Origin of the sequence: Adhaeretor mobilis (genome assembly GCF_007741515.1) — a bacterium.
Lineage (GTDB): Bacteria > Planctomycetota > Planctomycetia > Pirellulales > Lacipirellulaceae > Adhaeretor > Adhaeretor mobilis.
The window spans coordinates 212,611-233,242 of the sequence record NZ_CP036263.1; the positions used below are offsets into that span (position 1 = coordinate 212,611).

The following is a 20,632-nucleotide window of genomic DNA, read 5'->3' on the forward strand; positions in this document are numbered from 1 at the left end:
GTCAGCTGAACACTCCCAACAACCAGGCGATTCACAGAGTCGGACTCAGCGGGCGTTTGGCTCGACAATCCGGATTTGGTTCACCGTATTTTTGGAGAGTTCCGCGTACGGAATCCGCGCGTGACGTAAGCCGCTCAGCTCGTCGGGCGTTTCGAGGTTCAACTGCTTGCCGTCCAAGTAGATTTCGCGGCGTTGCAGTGCCTGATCCGCTGCTGGGCGCTCCAGGCAGAGTTTCACGCGGCGGCCCTGCGCCGTTGCCTGAAACTCGAACGCAGCAAACGGGAACCCCTCGGCAGGAGCAATTTCCAAAGCGTCTAGGGTTGGTTGGAACCCGAAGACGTACCGAATGAACAGCTTGAGCAGCACGTTGGAACTCCCGGTTTGCCAATCGTCCATGCTCTGGCCGGTAAGATTGAATTCGGGGTTCTCTGAGTAGGAGTTGGGCATCACAAACGGAGAGTGGCTGAGTGTCTTGTGATGGGCAGCAAAGGGGAGGATTTTATGGATTTGTTCCCAGGCCTTCTCGGACTCTCCGATCTTAAAGAGGGCGGCAATCGCGAAAGTTGTGGCGTGTACGTAGGTGGCACCGTTTTCTGCCGAACCAACGGGCAATTTGCCAATGCGTCCAACCCCTTCGTCGGCGCGTGTAAAACCAGGCTCGAAAGTCTTCATTCCGTAGGTTGAGTCCAGCCGCTCCATCGCGGCCAGTACCGGCTCTCGCAGTGACAATTCAGTACGAATCATGTCGGAGAGGATCCAGTAGGCATTCGAGGTCAGGCCGTCTCTCGCTGCTCCATCAGGGTCGCAAAAACTACCGACGTAGTAAGAGCGGCGATCTCCCCAACCGTGGACGATTCGGCTCTCGCCATCCTGACGAACGACGGCGTGCTTCAGCAGCCCTTCGTGTAGTTGCCTTTCGAGCAGGCGGTACCGTTGCACGGGATTGTCGGATCCGAGCTGTTCGGAATCCGCATGACCGAATGCATGAAGCATCTCGATCATTTCTCGACAGTTCTGGTACAACTGCAAGCTGACCATCACGCTTACGCCAGTGCCAAACTTTTCGTTGGGGTCGGTCGTCAGTCCAAGGCCATCAATGGCGTCGTTCCAATCCCCGTAAAGAGCAAGGACAAGCCCTGTCTGCGGGTCGCGTTGGCGAGTGAGGTAGTCCATGATGAGGTTCAAGTGGTCGAGTACCGTATCTCGGCGCTCGGACTCCTCAATGACCAGCGGGTCAGCGGGCGACACTCGGTGGTAGCCGGCGATCTCCGCTAAGAGGGAAGCGTCGCCGGTGGCTGCTAAGTAGGTGTGAATTGCTGAAACGACCCAAACGCCTTGATCAATGTACTCGCGCAAATCGGCGCGCCCCGGCTTGCCATTCTCGGGCAACGAATACTGCCGAGGACAACGACCGTCCTCGAGTACGTATGCCAACGCTTCAAGGATCTTCTCCCTGGACTCCAGCGGGCGATCGAAGAGGTGCCCTTCGATCGCTTGGAAGACATCCCGAATGCCGATCAAGGAATTTGGCGTGGGATTCATATAGCCTTTTAGCAAGGCACAAATCGCGACCTGTTTCTTCAAGTAGCCAAAGAAATGATTGACCGATTCTTCGGCAAGCCCGCCAGGACCAGCTCCCACGACACTGAGCTTCAAGTCACCCGGTTCTTGGATTTTCCGACGCACCCTCGACATCGCGGCTGAAGGGTCTGCCAGCCCGAGGGGCACGGTTTTCTCTTCCTCCAAAGCGGCTTCACTAGTTGGCATAGAAAGGCTGTACTCCATCGACAGATACGTGTCTGGCGGAAGCACGAAACGAAGCAGATCTCCGGCGACTGCGTTGTCGGTAAATACTGTCAGCGGCACATCCTCTTCGAAGTGTCCCTGAGTAAGGAACTTAGAGCTGCCGAGGGTGCGCCGTCGAGCGCCGACATAGGCTTGTCGAGAAGTACATACCTGGGCTGTCATTTCGCCACTAGCAAGCGGTGCATCCGCGTCCTGTTTGGCAGGCTTCATGGAGAGATCGACCGGATGCCCCGTGATGGCGTTGGTCATTCCTACAGCTCGTCGCAGGAGTGCGAAGTTGCTGATCGATTGCAGGCGATTCAACTCCTCATTCACGCGGACGATAAATGACGGTAAGTAAATATCGCCAGGGGCGGCCGGGGAATGCCCCTTTGATGAGTCTTCATGCGACGGAGCCGCTGTCTGGGAAGCCCCTTCGTGCGAATCCACCCACACCTGCTTGTACCAACGATCCTCGTTGCTCTCGCCAAAGCTATGGCGACAGAAGGGGTTGAAGTAGGCTGAGGAGTAAGTCTCCAGTGGTCGGCCGGTTCGATTTTCGACGTGGGTCGAAAAGTGTAGACGGGCTGCCGACGCGATGCCTTCCTGGCCTTCCTGTTGAGCATGTGTTTGATCGACAAACACTCGGACTATGGTGAGTAGCTCTGGGGTTTCCGAGACAAAATAGGCCGCATCGTGCCCAAAAACGGTGTATCTATCAACCGTACGCCCTTCGCTCTGGTCTATCACCGGAGTCGGTAGGAGCGAATGCGGCGCATAGAGATCGCCGTCTATGAACTCACTATCTTCTGGGCGGCACCCAGCAAAGAAGGCAATCGGTGGTTCGCGACCTTCCGGAGTAGGCAAAAAGAGGAAGAATAGACCCTGATTGGCGTGCATCGCGCCCGTGGCACTGACCCAAAAATTAAAGCCCTCTAATCCATAGGGGTAGCGGCTCTCCCCTATTTTGCGTTCTCGACACAGTACCCTGCCATCAGCAAGGAACGCTGTATTGCCGGGCAATCGACGCGCGTCACCTCGTTGGATTTGGTTTTCGCAATCAGCGACTAGCTCTCGAATTACTGCCAGTTCAGAGGCTAAACTGCTCGTTGGACTTTGCAGATTTTCCTGAGGAGACTTGCAAGCATCTCCTACCGCAGGTGTCTTGCTGCTGCGTAGTGCATCTCTCGCCTGAGTAGTTTGCCCTAATTCAGTGCGACCAGCGGCATTATCATCGAGGGTTATAGGTTCCTGTGGCATACCCAACTCTTCCCAATACGCAGAAATTGACCATGCGACTGGCAGTAAGCCAGTGGGTGAACGATTATTATGGCGTCGAAGCGAGCAAGAACGTCTATGATATGATGCAAGTGTCGGGGAGAACCCGACAGGCCCTTATCAGCAGATGTTCCTAACTCATTTCACAAGCAGCAAGTAGCTAGCAGGACGTTGCCCCAGGCAATCTAGGGCAAGCCGCAAGGGAGCAGCTTGATTTAATTCACTATCCTAACTAATGTAAATTTCATGTCAACATTATTGACCGGCAAGCCTGAACTGAACCGCTTTATCAATCGACGTCTGATTCTCGACAAGATCAGGCGGGACGGTGAAATCTCTCGTGCTGATCTAGCCAAACAGATTGCAATACGGCCTCCCACGGTGTCAGCGGTTGTTAAAGAGTTGATCGAAGAAGGACTCGTCGAGGAAGTTGGCCTGGGAACAACCGCAAGGGGTAGGTCTCCGAGGATGATCGCCCTGGCTCAAACCAAGCCCAGGGCGCTGGGTTTCGAGTTGAGCGAACGTAGTTTGTTAGCTGGACTCTGCGGACTGACAGGCGATCTGTGTACTCAAGTAAAAGTGCCGTTTACGCCGAGTTCCCCCCAGGATGCTATTGAAGAACTGCATGAGGTGGGCTCCAGGCTACTCAACCTCGCTGACATGCAATGGGACGAACTGCAGGGAGTTGGGGTCGCCATGCCGGGTTGCTTAGGTGGACCGGCGGGGGATGTGCGGTGGAGCAAGGCGTTTGGTTGGCAGGATATTCCATTCAAGAAGCTCTGCGAAGATCGCTGGAAACTACCTACCGACGTTGTGAACGACTCTTTGGCGGGCGGGATGGCTGCCCAGCTCTTTGACACAGCCGAGTCAGTTAACCACCTCGTTTTCATGTTTATTCGCTTCGACGATGTTTCTTCGAAAGAAGTCGGCTTGGGCGTTGGGATTATCATCAACGGCGAGCCGTTCCACGGCCAGTTCGGAGCGGCAGGGGAAATGAGGACTAAAATCACCCACCCGCTCGTTCACGCTCAAGAATTGCTGGAAGAGTCTGGCCACCAGGGCAAGGTGGATTTGACCAAGGACGTGGCTTCCCTCTGCAAGGCAATGCAGGAGGGCGACCCCATCGCCCTGAAAGCCGTCTCGCGACTCGGCGACCATCTTTCTCAAGTCGTCTTGAGTATTCTGTGCCTCATCGAACCTGGGGTTCTCATGATCGATTCGGACGAGCCTGCACTACGCGATGCCCTCTTAGAGCAGATTGAAAACTTTCTCGCTAGCAACGAACTCACTTTCAAGCCCGCGCAGACACGCGTGGTTGCTTCTTCATTGGGTGAATTTGGCGTCGTTCGCGGGGCCGTGGTGCCGACGCTGCAGCGCATTTTTCGCATCCCGCAGTGGTCTTGATCGCAGCTCTCCGACTGCCTCTTCTAGCACTGCGTGTCGCTTCCTAGCACGGGCTGTTCGGCCGCGTAAGTCACCCGACCGGCGAAATCGACAAAATGCTTGACAGATTCTAACGGTTGCATTAGTTTCGTTTATTAGGAAGGTTAATTATCTAGCAAAAAGGCTAGCGGCGAAGCATCATGGGGCATGGTTTCGTCTAAATGACTGGCCTTTTTGCTAGATAAGAGATCAGAGTTGAGGTGGCAAACGTTGTGTGTCCTAACGTTAGGGCATCGTTGGAGGGGTGGATTGCTGTCCAACGGATCCAATTCCGAGTTACTTATCCTAGGAGAAGTTCTCATGAAGTGTGTTAAGAAATGTAGCCTATCGTTTAGTTGTCTCTTCCTGCTCGCCACCTTCGTCGTTGTTCAATCAGTAGACGCTGCACCGGTAAGCTTTTCAGTTACGCCGCTGTTCGACGATGGGCTCGGTGGTGGGATTCCTGAGTCCTCGGTACTCAACGACAATATCGTTGCCGCCGTCAACGCCGGTCAAGCCGCGGATCGTACTGTCAATGGTGTGCTCTTTGCCGGTACCATCGATGGCGACGGAGGTGACGTCCCAACGACCGGTGGGTCAGTGTCGGTTACCACAGGTCCCATAACGATTGCTTACGAGACAGGTTACTCGGACCGTGTGTTCCCAAATGCGCTACCCTCGGGTGATTTCCGCGAACTCCTACGGTCCAACGCTACTAGTGCGGGCGATGGCACGACGGAAATGACTATTAGTGGGCTCACGATCGGAAGCGATTACCGCGCACAATTCCTTATGTCCACAGATAATGGTTCGAGTCGCTCGCAGAAAATTGTATCTGGTGTAGACGAATCTGCCGAGTTCACCACCGGTACTGGCGGCACATTTTCGGTGTTGGCAAACTTTACCGCGGATAGCGTTACACAAGCGTTTTCACTAGCTTCCACCATGGGCCAACGGTCAACCATGGCTAGCATTTCACTTGCTGAGTTCGGCGCACCTGTGCCCGAACCAACATCGCTCGCTCTACTAGGCATGGTTGGTGTGCTGGGGCTAGGTGCTCGCCGCAGAATTTAAGTAACTGAATAGTACTTTTAAGAGTCCAGAGTACGGAAAAAGCATGGCGAGCATTTTGTAGGACAATCCCTGCAAAATGCTCGTCGAGCTTGGACCCCCCCCAGCATTTTCCTTTTTCGAATTTACCAAGAGTGGGAGTGGAACAAGATGAAAAAACTATCTCAGCGGTGCTTGTCGCTTGCCTGCATCGTAGCGTTGGGCGTTTCGCCTGCCTTCGGACTGAGCTTTGTCCCAAATAACGATTCACCCGCCGATTGGAATACAACGGCAGATTGGGTCGATCTTGGGGGCATTCCCTACGCCGCTCCTCCCGGGGGTTCAAGTAGCGACGATGTCAAAATAGGTCGTGTGATTGGCGGCGGTAGTGGCGTAGTCGGTGCCGGTGACGATGTGGTTATTAATCTCAATGGCGTGGCAGGCAGTTCCAACCAGATTGGCGTTTTAGAAATTGCTACTTACAACGACCTATCACCTCCTCCCGGCTTGACTGCCACACTGAACATTCAAGGTACCGGTGTAAGTACTTTGATGGTCGGTGGTAACACCCAGCTCGGGCGGCAAGGGTCGGGTGTAGCGACATTGCACCAATCGGGCGGATCGGTCGACTTTACGGGAGGCATCTTCGCACCCAGTGGACTTGATACGCTTGCCGAATTCTCAGGTGGTATTGCAACAATGAGGCGGGTCTTTCTCGGAGCGACTACAGGGCAAGTTGCGGCCGGAGCGGGAACTAGCAACAAACTTCTGGTTTCCGGAGGCGAACTTACTCTTGGCATCAGCAGCGCAAGTGACGTTTCAGACCTCAAGCTCTTCGCAGGAAGCTCACTCGACATTTCCGGTGGCTCAGTAACGGCTGTCTACAACTTAGCCAGAAGTGAGCCCTATCAAATCCTTGATCGCTCGCCGACCAGCGGTGCTGACAAGGCAAGCATCAATATCACTGGTGGAGTACTGACGGGCATTGATAGGTTCAGCGGCCCCACAGTTACCAATAGTGGCGGTACTCTTATCCTCGGTGACGGAGTTTTATCGGGGACTAGCGACCGTACGTTGTTTGAGTTCAGCAATGCGACTGGCGCGCAGTCGAGCTACACGCAGACCGGTACGGGCAAAGTCGTATTCCCTGTCCTCAGCAACGGCGAAACCACCCAGCTCCGCATGAATGATAGCTCCACAATCGACCTCTCGGGCGGTATCGTGGAAGTCGATTTCTCAAACTACACGCCTTCACTTGGTGAGAACTTTAATTTGATTCAACCTAATGGCTCGACTCAACCAACGGTCTCAGCGGCCAACGTTGCTCCTGCTCCGGCAGGCTTCGATTGGGACTACAGCCGATGGGGTGTCGATTCTGGTGGTGGATTTGAGTACATCTTGGAATTAATCGAAGGTGCTACTGGACAACCAGGCGACTTCACTGGCGAAGGCGATGTCGATGGAGCCGACTTCCTCGCTTGGCAGCGGGGCGAGGCAAGCAACCCACCTAGTGCTGGTGATTTGCAGTTGTTCCAAGATAACTATGGCACTGTTGCTTCGGGAGCCGCCTCAGTCTCTCAGGTCCCCGAACCGACGTCCGCTGTAATGCTCTTGATGGGAATGATGCTGTTAGGAAATCGCAGCAGCAAGAAGAGCTAATTTTATCTCAACCGTTATTGAGACGATTTTACAATCGTCCGAATTAACCTCTCTGCGATCAGCTTTCGCAGAGAGAGATCAACCCCTCATGTCTCTGTCCTTGCATCGGCCACCAAAGTGCCGATGCAAGGGCGGCGACGGAGGGGCTTTGTATTCACCCATCGGGTAAACAGCGTCCTAGCTGATGTACCCGCGTTTCATCCAAGCCACCTAATCTCGGCGCGAGATAGAGAACCGAATCTTATGTTGAAGTCAAACCCAGTGCGAGAATCCTTGGGGTCGGTTGTCGCCCCTAGCAGGCTCTGGCCGCGAATGTTCAAGGTAGCAACACCTAGGCTCAAAGCAGTTCCGTTCTTGGGGCTGTGTTCTCTCGTTCTAGCGCTAACCTTCTCGCTGAGTCACGTTAAGGCAATCGATTCCATCACGGCGGGCTCTCTTACCGCACCGTTTCCCACCTTCGAAAATCTCTCCTTCGAGTGGGAATTCAGTGGGGACGACAACAACAATGCTTCGGTTGACATTCAGTACCGTCCTGTTGGCTCAACGACCTGGTCCCAGGGAATGCCGCTCCGTCGCGTCGAGGGTGGAACCAACAACAACGCTGGGGGACAAAGTTGGACCACCAAGTACTCGGGCAGCCTCTTCGGTCTCGATCCAGGCACTAACTACGAAGTTCAATTGGACCTCACCGATCCCAATGGAGGCTCCCAGCAGCAGTCGATTAATGTTGGCACACGTGCGCTTCCCGACTTCACCCAAGGGACGCTCGTTGAGCTCGCCCCGGGGTTTCACGGAGAATTGGTCGTTGAAAGTGGTACGCCTGGCAATCCGATGATCTACCGCAGTCAGCAGTTTGATAATCCGGCTCAGTTCTCTAGCATCGATCTCCAAGGTAAAAGCAACGTGATCATCATGGGGCTGGAAGTGAACAGCCCTAACGGGCATGGGATCAAAGCTAACGGGGCGAGCGATTTTGTCATCGCCCGCAACACGATCAACGCCCGACACGGCATTCGCGCACTGAGTGACGCCACCAACGGTTACATCGTGGACAACATCGTCCAGGGGCAAACCGTTTGGGCTGAAAACTCGCTGGGGGCCTCGGGCAATAATGTCGGTGAAGGAATCGAGATCAGCGGCCCGGGCAATGTTATTGCGTACAATACCGTGCGTGGCTTTCGTGATAACATCTCCACCCTGGAATTCGAGGGCGGTACAGCCGACCAGCGGAGCATCGACATCCACAACAACGAGATTCTCGTCGCGGGCGATGATGGCGTTGAAGCAGATTTCACGCAAGGTAATGTCCGCGTCTACGAGAATCGCATCACCGACGCATTCATCGGTATAAGTACCCAGCCAACGCTGGGGGGACCGACCTACATCATGCGCAACGTCATGTACAATGTCACCAGCGTGCCCTTCAAACCGAATCGATTTAGCACTGGTGATGTGATTATGCACAACACTGTTGTCAAAGTGGGCTCGGGTTTGTTTACCAACAGTGGCAATGAGTATTCGAACGCACTGTTCCGTAATAACTTAGCAATCGGTGGCGTGGACGTGGGGGATATCAATGGTTACAGTGCTGGGAATAGTCGTCCGGCTGACCTGCGCAATTGTGATGGGTCGTGTGATTACGATTACGACGCGGTCGGAATCACCACCGCAGCGAGCCCCATCAACAGCGCTCGTATTTACAATCCCAACTCCACGCCTTTTCTCACCGTCGAGCAGAACGGAATGATCCTCACTGGGATTAGCGCCGCGGATATGGGGCCCTTGTTTCCGGGCGTTAGCCAACCTACGACCAAAACTCAGGTACTTACCGAGCACATGCCGCAGGACTTGCGACTAGGAAACTCGGCTCCCGTTATTGATCAGGCAGAAGTCATACCAGGCGTGAACGACGATTTCCTCGGCAGCGGTCCCGACATGGGCGCTTACGAGGCGGGGCAAGAACTTCCCACCTACGGTCAACGAGCTTTGGTAGTTGGAGACTTCAACTACGATTTCGATGTCGATTCGGGCGATCTCTCGGTATTTCAAACTAGCTACGGGGTGAACTCCCTCGGCGATACCAACGGGAATGGAAGTACCGATGGATTAGACTTTCTAGTCTTTCAGCGTGCTCTCTCCGCTTCGGGGGCCACTGCTACGCAGAGCGTGTCTGTCGTGCCAGAGCCCAGTGGCTTGCTGCTGATGATCGTAGCTGGGATCATGGGGCTAGGTCGTCGTCGCTCGCTGGCTCCTGCATGCCAACTAAAATATTGAGGACTCGCCTCTCGCGGGAGGCTACAACCCATGGCAAGTAGGTCACTTTCGCGTCGCAAAATGATTACCGTGACCTCAAACCTTGCACTTGGCACCGCCAACTCCCGACTCTTCGTAGTGCTTGGTGAACCGAAAGCCATTCCCGCTGAAAGCTTTCCTCAGCGAATCTACCCACGTATTTATCCATAGCGCTCCTACAAGCCCGTTGAGTAGGGTAGGATTAGCACCGCGGGTTGGCTGCTGGAAACAATCCCGTCCTGTGGGGCACGCACCTGCGATGGCGGCATTCATTTGCCAACGATGCGACGAGCCCCATCACCAACTACATTTCCCGCTTGGTCCATTACCGAAGTTCCCATCAGGGCCCTCGACTGAGTCACCGATAAAGCCAATCGTATGCCGCATGAGCTAGCGTTGGCCTGTTAAGTAATTCAACGAGAACGAGATTCAACCGGAGAATAGTTCATGTCTGAAAACATCCCTACACGCCGCAACTTCCTTAAAGCCTCGGGAGCCACTGCCGGCGTGGCCGCAGGTTTAACCACGCTGGGCAGCACCTTCGCCGCGACGAGCAAGGTGGAAGCGGGCAATGTCCACTCTGGCGGCAACGAAACACTCCGTGTGGGCCTAGTGGGTTGCGGAGGTCGTGGCACCGGGGCTGCACTAGATGCCTTGTCGGCTGATCCCCATGCGAAGCTAGTCGCCCTAGGAGATACGTTCCGCGATCGGGCGGAAACGTGCTTGAGTGACTTGCGTGAGGATGAAGAGCTTGGTAGTCGCGTGTTAGTTGATGAGGAGCATATCTTTGACGGGTTCGACAATTACCGCCATGTGATCGACGCCTGTGATGTAGTGCTGCTCACGACGCCAACCCACTTCCGCCCGCAACACCTTGCCTACGCTGTGCAACAGGGGAAGCACTCTTTCGTCGAGAAACCGATCGCCGTCGATGCACCCGGCGTGCGTAGCGTGATGGAAACTTGCCGGCTCGCGAAGGAAAAAAACCTAGCGGTGGTCTCCGGTCTGTGCTGGCGCTACGACCTAGGTGTCAGAGAAACCATGCGTAAGATTCTCGAAGAAAAGGCCATCGGCGAGATTGTCTCTATCGAGTCGAGCTACAACAGTGGCCAGCTCTGGCACCGCGGAAACAATCCCGAGTGGAGTCAGATGGAGTATCAAGTTCGCAATTGGATCTACTACACTTGGTTATCAGGCGATCACATTCTCGAACAGGCAATTCACTCGCTCGACAAGACTGCTTGGCTGCTGGGTGACATTCAGCCTACCCAGGCAATGGGACTAGGAGGGCGACAACAACGAACTGACGCGAAGTACGGGAACGTCTACGATCACTTTACAGTCTTCTACGAGTACCCTACTGGACAGCGAGTCTACTTCACCTGTCGCCAGCAAGATGGCACCGATACGCACGTGGATGAAACCGTCCTCGGTACCAATGGGCAGGCGGAAATCCTCCGCAATCGACTGGAGAGCAAGCCAATCGGAAGCGCAACAGGGAAGAAGTGGCGTTATCGCGGCCCGAAGCCAAGTATGTATCGACAAGAGCACAAGGAGATGTTTGAGAGTATTCGCGCCGGCGAGCCAATCAACAACGGCCACTACATGTGCAACAGCACAATGATCGGTGTGATGGGTCGCATGGCAGCCTACTCGGGAAAGACCGTTACTTGGGACGAGTGCTTCAACAGCGAGCAGCGACTCGGCCCCACGGAGTTCGCTTGGACAGATATCCCAGTGCAGCCGGTTGCTATCCCAGGAACCAAACAAGTATCTTAGCTACATCCCTGAAGCGATCTGCAACTTCTTTCCTCGGCGATCGAGCGACCTGACCAGTCTAGCACCTCATGACGCTTCGATTCGCTATAGATATGAAAACTGTGATCTGGCAATGTCTAGTACTAACCCGACGCCGACCGCATCCAAGCTCCGGCCGCAGGGCTTCCGCCGTTACTCCCAATCATTGGGTCCGGCCATCATTGTCGCTTGTGTGGTACTCGGGCCTGGGAGCATTCTTACTAGTTCCAAGGTTGGTTGTCAGTTTGGATACCAACTCGTCTGGCTATTGCTAGGCGCGGGCATCCTCATGATGGCAACCGTTGCGCTGGCCGCTCGCGTCGGCGTGGCGGCCAAGGAATCTCCCTGTACAGAGATTTCCAGGTGCTTAGGCAGGCCCATCGGCATTCTCGCCGGCGTGAGTGTGTTTCTGATTGCTTCTTGCTTTCAGTTTAGCAACAACTTGGGAGTCTTGGCGGCACTTGAACCGCTGATCTCAGCCGAGCAAGGTTGGCAGAAGCCGGTTCTCATAGGGATGAATCTGTTTCTGATCGCCTCACTTTATAGTTTTAAGAGTCTCTATAAGCCACTGGAAACGATGATGGTCGTTCTGGTTGGCGTAATGCTGCTCGCTTTTGCCGCAAACTTATTAATGGCTAAGCCTTCTGTCGTTAGTTTCTTGCAGGGCCTTATCCCACAAATTCCCGATTCACTTGCGGGCGGATTATGGCCCAAGCTGGCCCCTGCTAATCCTGCGCTGCCCGACGCTGGTCGAATCATTATCGACCCGTGGCTTGCTGTGCAAGGTTTGATTGCAACGACTTTTTCGGTTGCTGGAGCTTTCTATCAGTTCTATCTAGTGAGAGAAAAAGGCTGGACCGTTACTGACCTGCGGCGTGGACTTGCCGATTCGGTCTTGGGTACGACTATCTTGGTCTGCATCTCATTGATGATTATGGTCACTTCGGCGGCGGTTCTTTCAGGGAGCGTTGATGTAGATCAACTGAATAGCGTTGCGGATGTCGCACGACAACTGGAACCTTTGTTCGGTTCGTCGGCAACCGCGCTGTTTTGCCTAGGCATTTTTGGTGGGGCCGTCAGTTCGTTTCTCGTCAATTCGATCATCGGCGGCACCATGCTCGCCGACGGGTTGGGCCTCGATGCGCGGCTTGACTCTCGCTGGACCAAGCTGTTCACCATCGCCACGCTACTCGTGGGCATGGCCGTCAGCTTAATTCCGACGCCTGCCGCACGCGTGCCCTTAATTATCTTCGCACAAGCGATCACAGTTCTAGGCGGTCCACTACTTGCTGCGTCTCTTTGGTTGGTAGCTTTTAAATACCGGCGAGAAAATCGCATCGAAATATCGAAGAGGCTACTAGCGATATCAGCCCTTGGGTGCCTAGTGATCTTTGGTTTAGCCATTAGAACCGCTTGGCGAATTTATCTGACTTTATCGCTTTGAAGTGTGAGATGGCCGACGCTAGCTTGCGAAGGAAAAATTCTGCGGCGCAGTATCTGGGCGTTGCTTATGCCCCAGAAGGCGTCATCGCCAAATGAGTCTTTTTGAATAGCAAAGTGACTCAAGAAAATAAGAATCCTGTGCGGTCAAGTTGGACTCAGCTTCTTCGTGTCTTGGGTCTTGTTTCGAAGGCGATATCACTGGAGATACATCGCTCCACAGCTTGAAAACAATCCACGAGTTTGTTCTCCACTTAGCAATAGCGATACCAAATGCTGCTTCACCCAAGCCCGAAACACATTACCATTGATCGCCCCCTCGACACGTTACGGCGCTGCAAAGCCCGTAGAACGCATCGCTCCTAAGAAGGTCGTCGTTTGCCACCGACTGTTGGGGATGCGCTGGATGAGCCGAGTTCCACGATGGCTGTGTCCAAAAGTCCGTGTCATATTGGTCTTGGCCCACGTTTCGTCGAGAAACACAACACGATAGGGATCGATGTTTAGTTGCTCACCAGCCCACTGGCGTCTTTTTTTCGAGTTCGTTTCAACGCGGTGCAGGCGAGACTGAGCGTTACGTCGGAAACCGCTCAGTCGAGTTCTTTGATCGCAGCGGCTTGCAACTCTCGCAGATAGAGTTAGGGTTGCGCATCAAACGCAGCCAAGATCCCCCCTGCATCCGGCTCCCAAATCTTGTGCCGGTTGCGTGTATTCGAGGGAGCAATTTTCCGTACTTCTCGTCGCTCTTGCTTGAGACGTCGAATCGCAATGCGACTTGGCGGCTACCTCCACCAGCACCACAAGCGGCGAGTACATCTCGTCGAAGTTCTTTCGAATACGGTTGCATCGATTCACCTCCTTGGTTGAAGTGAACCTAACTTAACTAGCTCGCCTAGAGGGCGCTAGAGCTAGTCGAAGGATGCACTAGGCATTGCCAAACTGGCGTGGGAGCGATCTTCCAAATAACATCCGTGGAGTAGACTCGCCGTGACACTGCATCGATACCAATTACTTCAACTTCTTTTGCATTGCTAGCGCTGAGCAACTTGAATGAGTGCCCCCTCAAGTTGCAGGAGCCAGGTAACGGGCTCTAGTTGCCAGATGAATTCGAAATAGGTCCAGCTTGGCTGAGTTTCAAGACTAAACTCTGTGCCACGTGCTGTTGTTGTTCTAAAAGTGGATTCTCTACATCGGGCGTCGTACGGATGGCAATCTCCTTGAGAGCCGCAGCGGCATCTTGGCGAGCGAGAATCAGTTCGTTTCTTGCAACTCGTAACTTGGCCCTCTGCAGCAGCCAGGAACTCTTCCAGTGAGATCGCTGCAATCCAGCGTCAATTTGTCTTTCGGCGATCTGGAAATCACCACACAGGATGAGTGAATCGATCCACGCACGTTGCAAGACGACACTCGGGTTTCTGTTTCTGGCTGCAAGCAAAGCATCACGGGCTGCTGGGTGAAGACCGAGATTATTCAGGGTGCGGGCTTGGCCCAAAAACCAGTCGACTTCTGGACGCTCGCAGTCGATCGCTGCCTTCCAAGCAACAAGTGCCGATGGATGGTTATTCATTTCAGCGTGGGCGGATGCGACTATTGCATGAAAGGCTGCTTGAGCATCAGGTGTATCAACGAGCGCAACACCTCGTTTCGCCATCTTGATTGCATCACGATAGCGCTTTTGACTGATACGAGTGCGAGCGAGTCCCAAGTAAGCAAGAGGATTCATCGCCTCAAGTTTCAATGCGTGCTCGTAATCATTTGCAGCCTTGGAAGGCTCACCCAAAACACGCCATTCGTCTGCTCGTCGCAGTAGCAAGGTCGTGTTGTTGCCATGTGTTTCTAGACGAGATGATAGATGAGCAATCACCTCTTCAGGACTGTGATGCGCCGCAATTGGTACCAGAGGCGCATTCACACCTAAGCTATACATTAAGGTCATTAAGCAAACGCTTCTGTAATTAGACGTCATGGTCTTGCTTTCTCGATTGTGAAGCCTGCAAAGCGAATTTTCGCTCCTCGCTCTGCCTCAATGCCAAGGCGCCCAGCCTTAAGTGGTTGGTCCAAGTTGACCGTGTATTCAATTTCGTCGTTGATTTGAACTTCGACAATCTGATTGACGGGCTCGAGCTCGATCTTCAGCGGTTCCGAAAAATCAACATCGATCTTGCGATCGGACAATGCCTTACGTTCTCCACCTCGTACGACGTAGAACAGCGCTCGTTCGGTTGTCTGGTCGATATGAAGACTGCAGTAATTGTTTGCATCTTGCCAACCGAGCACTAGTCCGGCAGGGGCTTCAGAACGCACGAACTCTAGATAGACCTGACATTCATTGATTGGTCCGTCAATCCCGTCATAGATTGCAATCAGATTGCCTTCCGCCGCGGTCACGACTGCTTGGTAATAAGGGGTCCCTGCACGCCGCTCAATGCTCATACGTCCTGCTCGATCGTCAAGCAGTTGCCACTTGGGTGGAAGTCGGCCTTCGAAACTGGAATCCCAAGTGACTACGTGTTCGGTAATCTGCGAGAGATCATGTTTCGGCTGCCACGGATTACTAATTGGCGAGTGCTCAACCACACCTCGTTTAATGATCTGAAATTGATCTCGCTTATTACCACTTCGGTCGATCATCGTGCCCGTGAGTGTGTCTTCGTGAAGATCAATGATTAGCGAACCGTTCTCGACTACAATCTCTCGCATGATCGGCATCGTCCCTTTGCGACTCACTCCCCCTCCGCCATGACCCGCGACGATTGCCACTGTGCCATTGTGTGGCTGTAACCCAGCGCTTTTTCGGTAGGGTCCATCGCCGCTTGGATTTCCGTCGCCATCATCAACCACCACCCCTTCTGCTACAGTAGGCGTGTCGTAAGCTCCGTCAATAAGCATGCTCCGCTCGTAAATATGCGAATGTCCCGCGAGCACTAGGTCAACGCCTGCCGCCTCCAATAGGGGCATGATGAAAGTCCGCATCTCTACGAGCTGCTGTTCGCGATCGCTATCGTGCGACCCCTTGGTATAGGGCGGATGGTGCCAGAACGCGATTAGCCAATCGGCCTGAACTACTTCTAAATCGGACATCAACCATTGAGCCATTGCGCCGTTGGGTGATCGATCGAGGTCGTGGGAATCTAAACAGATAAAATGCGTACGACCAATGTCGAACGAGTAATAGGCTTCGGTTCCCGAAGAGACACCTCCAGCTTCGGAGGCTGTCGGTACGATGTAGGCATCGTAGTAGGGACCAAATTGTGAAATGCCGCGCGATGTATGGCCCTCGTGGTTGCCCATTGCTGGCCAGCACACCGTATTGCGTAGCGTCGATTGATAGATGTCAAAAAAATTGCTTTGGAATTCCTCATCGGCTCCGTCTCCGTAGGCCATGTCTCCCACGTGTAAGAAGTAATCGGGTATGCGCGACGACGCTGAAAATTCGCGCATGGCTTGGAAAACTAGTTTCTGATCGGAACCACCTGTTCCAGAATCTCCCACCACCCAAAGTCTCAGGTCAGTCGCCTCATCAGTCTTCGGAAGCGTCTGGAAGTGGTGCTCAGCATCGGCACCAGCGAGCAGTTCGTCGCCGTCGTAAACTCCATAGTAGTAACGCGTTCCGATCGCGAGTCCTGTTGCGAATGCCTCGTACTGGCGAGTGCCTGGACGTGTGGAGGGATCGCGGTCGTTTGGGCTTCGATCAGCTCCGAGACCTAGCGGTTCGTCGTAAAGCAAATTAGCCCTCGCGATGGGTGCATCACTTACTGCAGCAACGTCGACAGACATGCGACGGATGATTTGGTCGCCTTGCAACTCAAACTCTAAGTTGTCTGGAGAAACGCCATAGCGTACGACGGGATCAATATCCGTGCTCGTTCGCCAGACGATCGCTATCGACTCGGTAGTCGCACACTGTAAATAGGGACCACGGTAGATCTTGGGTTGGTCCGATTTGGCGCTCGCGGTCCCGTCAGCACAAACAAGATGAGATCGGGCACTCACGAGGACAAATGCAAAGCACACTGCAACGAATAAACACTTACGCACGGTGGGGCTCCTTACGGCTTAAAAGTTAATGCCAATTCCGACGCGAACACTCTCTTGTCTCGCGCAATTAGTTGGATCATTGTTCCCAAGAAAATCACTTGTCTCGAATCAGAATTAGTTTTCTAGCGAACGTGTGTGAGCTTGTTCTAGCGAACTAAATTCAGAAGTCTACCTAGGTTTCGAGAACTCACTGAAACTTCACAGGAGGTTCATTGGTTGCCAACATGGATGCATTCAATTAGGCACACAAGCAGAGCAGCCTCCGTACGGCCAAGTACCTTTTTGTCTGTCAACTAACTTCGTAGGAAAAGAGCACCATGTCACGAAATCTCGCAGTACTAATGATTGCAGTCCTAAGTGCGTCTCCCAGTTTCGGCCAAGGTGTAGCCTTGTTTCAAGACGGTGTCACTGATGTGCCCGGCGGTGGAAAGTATGAAGGAACGATCGACACGGAATTCCGTGCTGCTGCTCCAACAACACCTCAATTCGAGAACATTGAGTTGTCCATTGATCAATTCGACGGCGGCTTTCAAACGCAAGGAGCTATTCGTTTTGACAATCTGCTGGTCAGCAACGGCGGATTAGTGCCCGATGAGTTAGGTCGCGGTCAAATTCTCTTCGCCGAATTTAGACTTTGGAAGACGAGCCCTTCAGAGTCCGATGCGAACATTGATTTCAGTCGCGTTGTTGGCCCAGACACAAGCACTGGCGCGTTCTGGGATGAGGAAGACACGTGGGCTTCGCTGGGTGGCGATCTGATTCCTGACGAATTCGGACTTCTCGATGGCGATCCAATTAGTCGTGATGGCGTTGAAGCCGCAACGACTCCAGATTTCCAAGATAGTCCGAGTCGCTTCGGTCCTGGTGAGGTTGTCGTAGTGGATCCCAACGATGGTCCGGTAGCATCCAGTTTGGTCTACGGTGCAGACATTGATTCGGCAGACATATTCGGAGATGCATGGGATGGCTCACCTGAGGATCTCGATCGTGCGATTGATGTGTCGTTCTTCCGCTTTGACGTCACTGAAGCTGTTCGTGACTGGATTGCTGATACGAACACAGGAGTACCAGGCACGCAAGCACTGCAGCAGAACTTTGGCTGGGCAATTACCAACGACACTGGCGATGGTTGGGACATACTGTCGTCTGAGTCAGATGAAATTCCTGAAGCCGAGTTCGAGGGCATGGATGCAGGTCTATTTCGTCCCGCGTTGACGATCATCTTCGACGATGGTAGTGCCGGACCACTTGATATCGACAAAGACAGCGATATCGACGTGACTGATTTTAACTTGTTCGTTGACTTGCTTGGATCCGAACTTGATGGACCCTTGGTTACTGGTTCGGCCGGCGACTTCGACTTTAATCGCAAGATCGACTTGGAAGATTTCAAATTCTTCAAGGAAAACTTCCCTGGGGGAGCTGCCGGTTTGCAGGCCGCCATCTCGGCCGCAGGAGTACCAGAACCGACCTCTTGTGTGTTGGCTATCTTCGCGATGGCAGGGCTTGTAGCTCCTCGCCGTCGATCGAACAGCTAGTCACTTCCAGTTTCGCAGCTCTTTGATGACCTATTTCAGAGTTTATCGAACAAGAATAGTCAGCCAACTTGAGGAACCTCAGCGATGCGTATCAAACTATTAGTTGCTTTAACTTTTGTAACGGGAGTTGCTTTGCAGCAACACTCGATTGCTGATGAAGAGTTTTCGCTCGTCATCAACCCCTTCACCGGAGCAGCGTCACTCCGTAACGATGCGACGACGGCAGTAGACCTGGACGGATACTATGTCACCTCTGCTGGTTCGCCCGTGTTGAACCCTGGGGCTTGGAGTAGTCTTGCCGGTAACTCTGTTACCGGATGGACCAATACTGCCTCCGGAGGCGATCGATTGGGTGAAGTCAACCTGTTTGGATCGCTCGCCATAGCTGGCGGAGAAAGTGCTTCTATCGGAAATCCCTACACTGCATTTTCGCCGGTGACCTTTGGCGCAGCCGAACCAGCGCTTAGGAATCTCGACTTCAGCTACACGCTCGCAGACGAAAGTTCTGCTCGCATTGGTGATGTGGAGTTCAGCGCTCGCAACACTATCGTACTAGTAGTCGATCCAGTTACGGGCAATGCCTCACTGGAAAATCAGTCTAGTTTCAATGTCAATATCGACAGCTATCTAGTCACTTCGACCGCAGGCGTGCTCGACACGGTGGGCTGGTCTCCATTGGCAAGTGCCGATACCGCTTGGACATCAGCTACGGGTGCTGTCAATCGTCTAGCTGAGGGCAATTTGTTCAGCTCAACAACTCTGACGGCCAATGGTGGCTCGTTGGCGTTAGGCAGTCCTATCGATCCAGCGTTACTCAACGACGAGACCGACCTATCACTTGACTTCACGGCAGAAGGGATCGGAACCATCGCAGGTGGTGTACTCTTCGCCGCTGCGGCAACCTCGGCTGACTTTGACAACGATGGCAATGTCGACAGTGACGACCTCAATGGTCCGACCGATGGTTGGCAAGCTCGATACGGAAGCGATTTGAATGGGAGCGGTTTTCTTAGCTGGCAACGTCAGTTTGAAGGCAGTGCATCGCTTGCTCCAACAACTACTGCTGTTCCTGAACCAACCTCCATCATTTTAGTCCTATCGGCATCACTAATATTCTCCGCGAATCGCCGACAACGATAGTGCATGTTGTATTCGTGATAAGCCAAACCTCGAGAAGGAATTATAAGCAATGACGGTTCGAAGTATGAAACGAATGGGATTTACACTAGTAGAACTGCTTGTAGTGATTGCGATTATCGGTGTGTTAATTGGCCTTTTGCTCCCCGCGGTCCAGGCTGCCAGAGAGGCTGCCCGACGTGCTCACTGCCAAAACAATCTTAAGCAGGATGCTCTAGCTGTCATCGGGTACACAGATGTTAAGGGCGTCTATCCGACTGGTGTGACAGGGGGAAAGCTCTCCTCCAATATCGATCCTAAGTTGACTGGTGGAGAGATTGAGGCTGGGTTTTGTCAAATGGGAGTGGGTTGGGTTCCTTGGATTCTGCCCTACCTTGAACAGCAGCCGCTTTACGACAAGTTTTTTGATTCGAGCGGCTTGGGCATGAAGCCAGGCGATCCATTTCCATTTCCCAATATGCTCCAGTTTGGTCCAGCCATTTTAGGGATCGAAGTTTGGCGTGGAGGGGACACAGTACTTCCCTCTTTCCGCTGTCCATCCTCCGTGCTACCTGATCATGCAGAAGGCAGTATCAACATGGCAGCAGATGGCTATGCCACTAGTGACTACAAAGGCAGTATCGGATTCGCTGACCAGGGCATTTTCCACAGCCTTTGCGACCAAGCGCGTGCCTACTCCGGTGATAGTGGTACTCTCAACACGATTCGCCCTGGTAACGTCGAAGACGGGCTCAGCAATACCATCATGATTGGTGAGTCCTCCTACTACATTAAGACGCGGCAACAGGGAAGCGAGGGCGTCGTGTACTGGCCAGCATGGGCAGGTGGCATTCTAAGTGAAGAGCACACGCTCTTCAAAACGCGGCCACGGAGTGGAGAGAATATCAATTGCAATGTGGCTCCCAAGACACTCGATAACCTTTGGTACGGAACGCAGCCGGGGGTGGACATCACGAATCAGCCCTCCGGTCCGACCGACGATGACTGCGCATTCAGCTGGCATACCAGTGGAGCATTTTTTGCCTACTGCGATGGTTCCGTTCACTTCCTGCAAGATGACATTGATGACGACATCTATGAGAACCTCGGACAACGAAACGATGGCAACGTAGTTTTGGGGGAGTTTTGATAGCAATTCACCACGAGAAGGCCGTGACCGGCCAGAGAATGGACTGGTGTAACACAATGGTTCGGGC

Annotated in this window: 12 protein-coding genes; 9 read left to right on the forward strand and 3 right to left on the reverse strand. The window is 53.4% G+C overall.

The window, feature by feature from the left end; genetic code table 11:
* Positions 1-45: 45 nt before the first annotated feature.
* Positions 46-3,045: a GH36-type glycosyl hydrolase domain-containing protein gene (locus HG15A2_RS00830; protein ID WP_145056896.1), complete on the reverse strand. Its 3,000-nt coding sequence runs from the start codon at positions 3,043-3,045 to the stop codon at positions 46-48.
* Positions 3,046-3,309: 264 nt separating this feature from the next.
* On the opposite strand from HG15A2_RS00830, the gene HG15A2_RS00835 reads away from it, so the two are divergent.
* The 6 genes from HG15A2_RS00835 to HG15A2_RS00860 all read left to right on the forward strand — a co-directional run bounded on the left by HG15A2_RS00835 (position 3,310) and on the right by HG15A2_RS00860 (position 12,727).
* On the forward strand, positions 3,310-4,467 hold the full coding sequence (locus HG15A2_RS00835; RefSeq protein ID WP_145056898.1) for an ROK family transcriptional regulator: 1,158 nt from the start codon (positions 3,310-3,312) through the stop codon (positions 4,465-4,467).
* Positions 4,468-4,806: 339 nt separating this feature from the next.
* Positions 4,807-5,559 (forward strand): PEP-CTERM sorting domain-containing protein, encoded by a 753-nt coding sequence (locus HG15A2_RS00840; RefSeq protein WP_145056900.1) that lies wholly within the window; start codon positions 4,807-4,809, stop codon positions 5,557-5,559.
* Positions 5,560-5,706: 147 nt separating this feature from the next.
* On the forward strand, positions 5,707-7,194 hold the full coding sequence (locus tag HG15A2_RS00845) for a hypothetical protein (protein ID WP_145056902.1): 1,488 nt from the start codon (positions 5,707-5,709) through the stop codon (positions 7,192-7,194).
* 243 nt (positions 7,195-7,437) lie between these two features.
* Positions 7,438-9,468 carry a PEP-CTERM sorting domain-containing protein gene (locus tag HG15A2_RS00850; RefSeq protein WP_218932227.1) on the forward strand — a complete coding sequence of 677 codons (2,031 nt, stop codon included), beginning with the start codon at positions 7,438-7,440 and terminating at the stop codon, positions 9,466-9,468.
* Positions 9,469-9,933: 465 nt separating this feature from the next.
* Positions 9,934-11,265 carry a Gfo/Idh/MocA family oxidoreductase gene (locus tag HG15A2_RS00855; RefSeq protein WP_145056906.1) on the forward strand — a complete coding sequence of 444 codons (1,332 nt, stop codon included), beginning with the start codon at positions 9,934-9,936 and terminating at the stop codon, positions 11,263-11,265.
* 112 nt (positions 11,266-11,377) lie between these two features.
* Complete coding sequence (locus tag HG15A2_RS00860; protein WP_145056908.1) at positions 11,378-12,727, forward strand: Nramp family divalent metal transporter; 1,350 nt, start codon at positions 11,378-11,380, stop codon at positions 12,725-12,727.
* A gap of 1,086 nt (positions 12,728-13,813) precedes the next feature.
* Here HG15A2_RS00860 and HG15A2_RS00870 read toward each other — a convergent pair.
* Together HG15A2_RS00870 and HG15A2_RS00875 are read right to left on the reverse strand one after the other, a co-directional pair.
* Positions 13,814-14,689 (reverse strand): tetratricopeptide repeat protein, encoded by an 876-nt coding sequence (locus HG15A2_RS00870; RefSeq protein ID WP_145056911.1) that lies wholly within the window; start codon positions 14,687-14,689, stop codon positions 13,814-13,816.
* Entirely contained in the window at positions 14,686-16,716 is a 2,031-nt protein-coding gene (locus HG15A2_RS00875) for a metallophosphoesterase (protein WP_218932228.1), read from the reverse strand. The genes HG15A2_RS00870 and HG15A2_RS00875 overlap by 4 nt, the downstream gene beginning before the upstream one ends.
* A 362-nt stretch (positions 16,717-17,078) precedes the next feature.
* Between HG15A2_RS00875 and HG15A2_RS00880 the strand changes: the two genes are divergently transcribed.
* From HG15A2_RS00880 to HG15A2_RS00890, 3 genes are all read left to right on the forward strand, one after another.
* Positions 17,079-18,299 (forward strand): hypothetical protein, encoded by a 1,221-nt coding sequence (locus tag HG15A2_RS00880; RefSeq protein WP_145056915.1) that lies wholly within the window; start codon positions 17,079-17,081, stop codon positions 18,297-18,299.
* Positions 18,300-18,383: 84 nt separating this feature from the next.
* Positions 18,384-19,439: a PEP-CTERM sorting domain-containing protein gene (locus tag HG15A2_RS00885; RefSeq protein WP_145056917.1), complete on the forward strand. Its 1,056-nt coding sequence runs from the start codon at positions 18,384-18,386 to the stop codon at positions 19,437-19,439.
* Positions 19,440-19,512: 73 nt separating this feature from the next.
* Positions 19,513-20,565: a DUF1559 family PulG-like putative transporter gene (locus tag HG15A2_RS00890; RefSeq protein WP_218932229.1), complete on the forward strand. Its 1,053-nt coding sequence runs from the start codon at positions 19,513-19,515 to the stop codon at positions 20,563-20,565.
* Positions 20,566-20,632 lie beyond the last annotated feature (67 nt).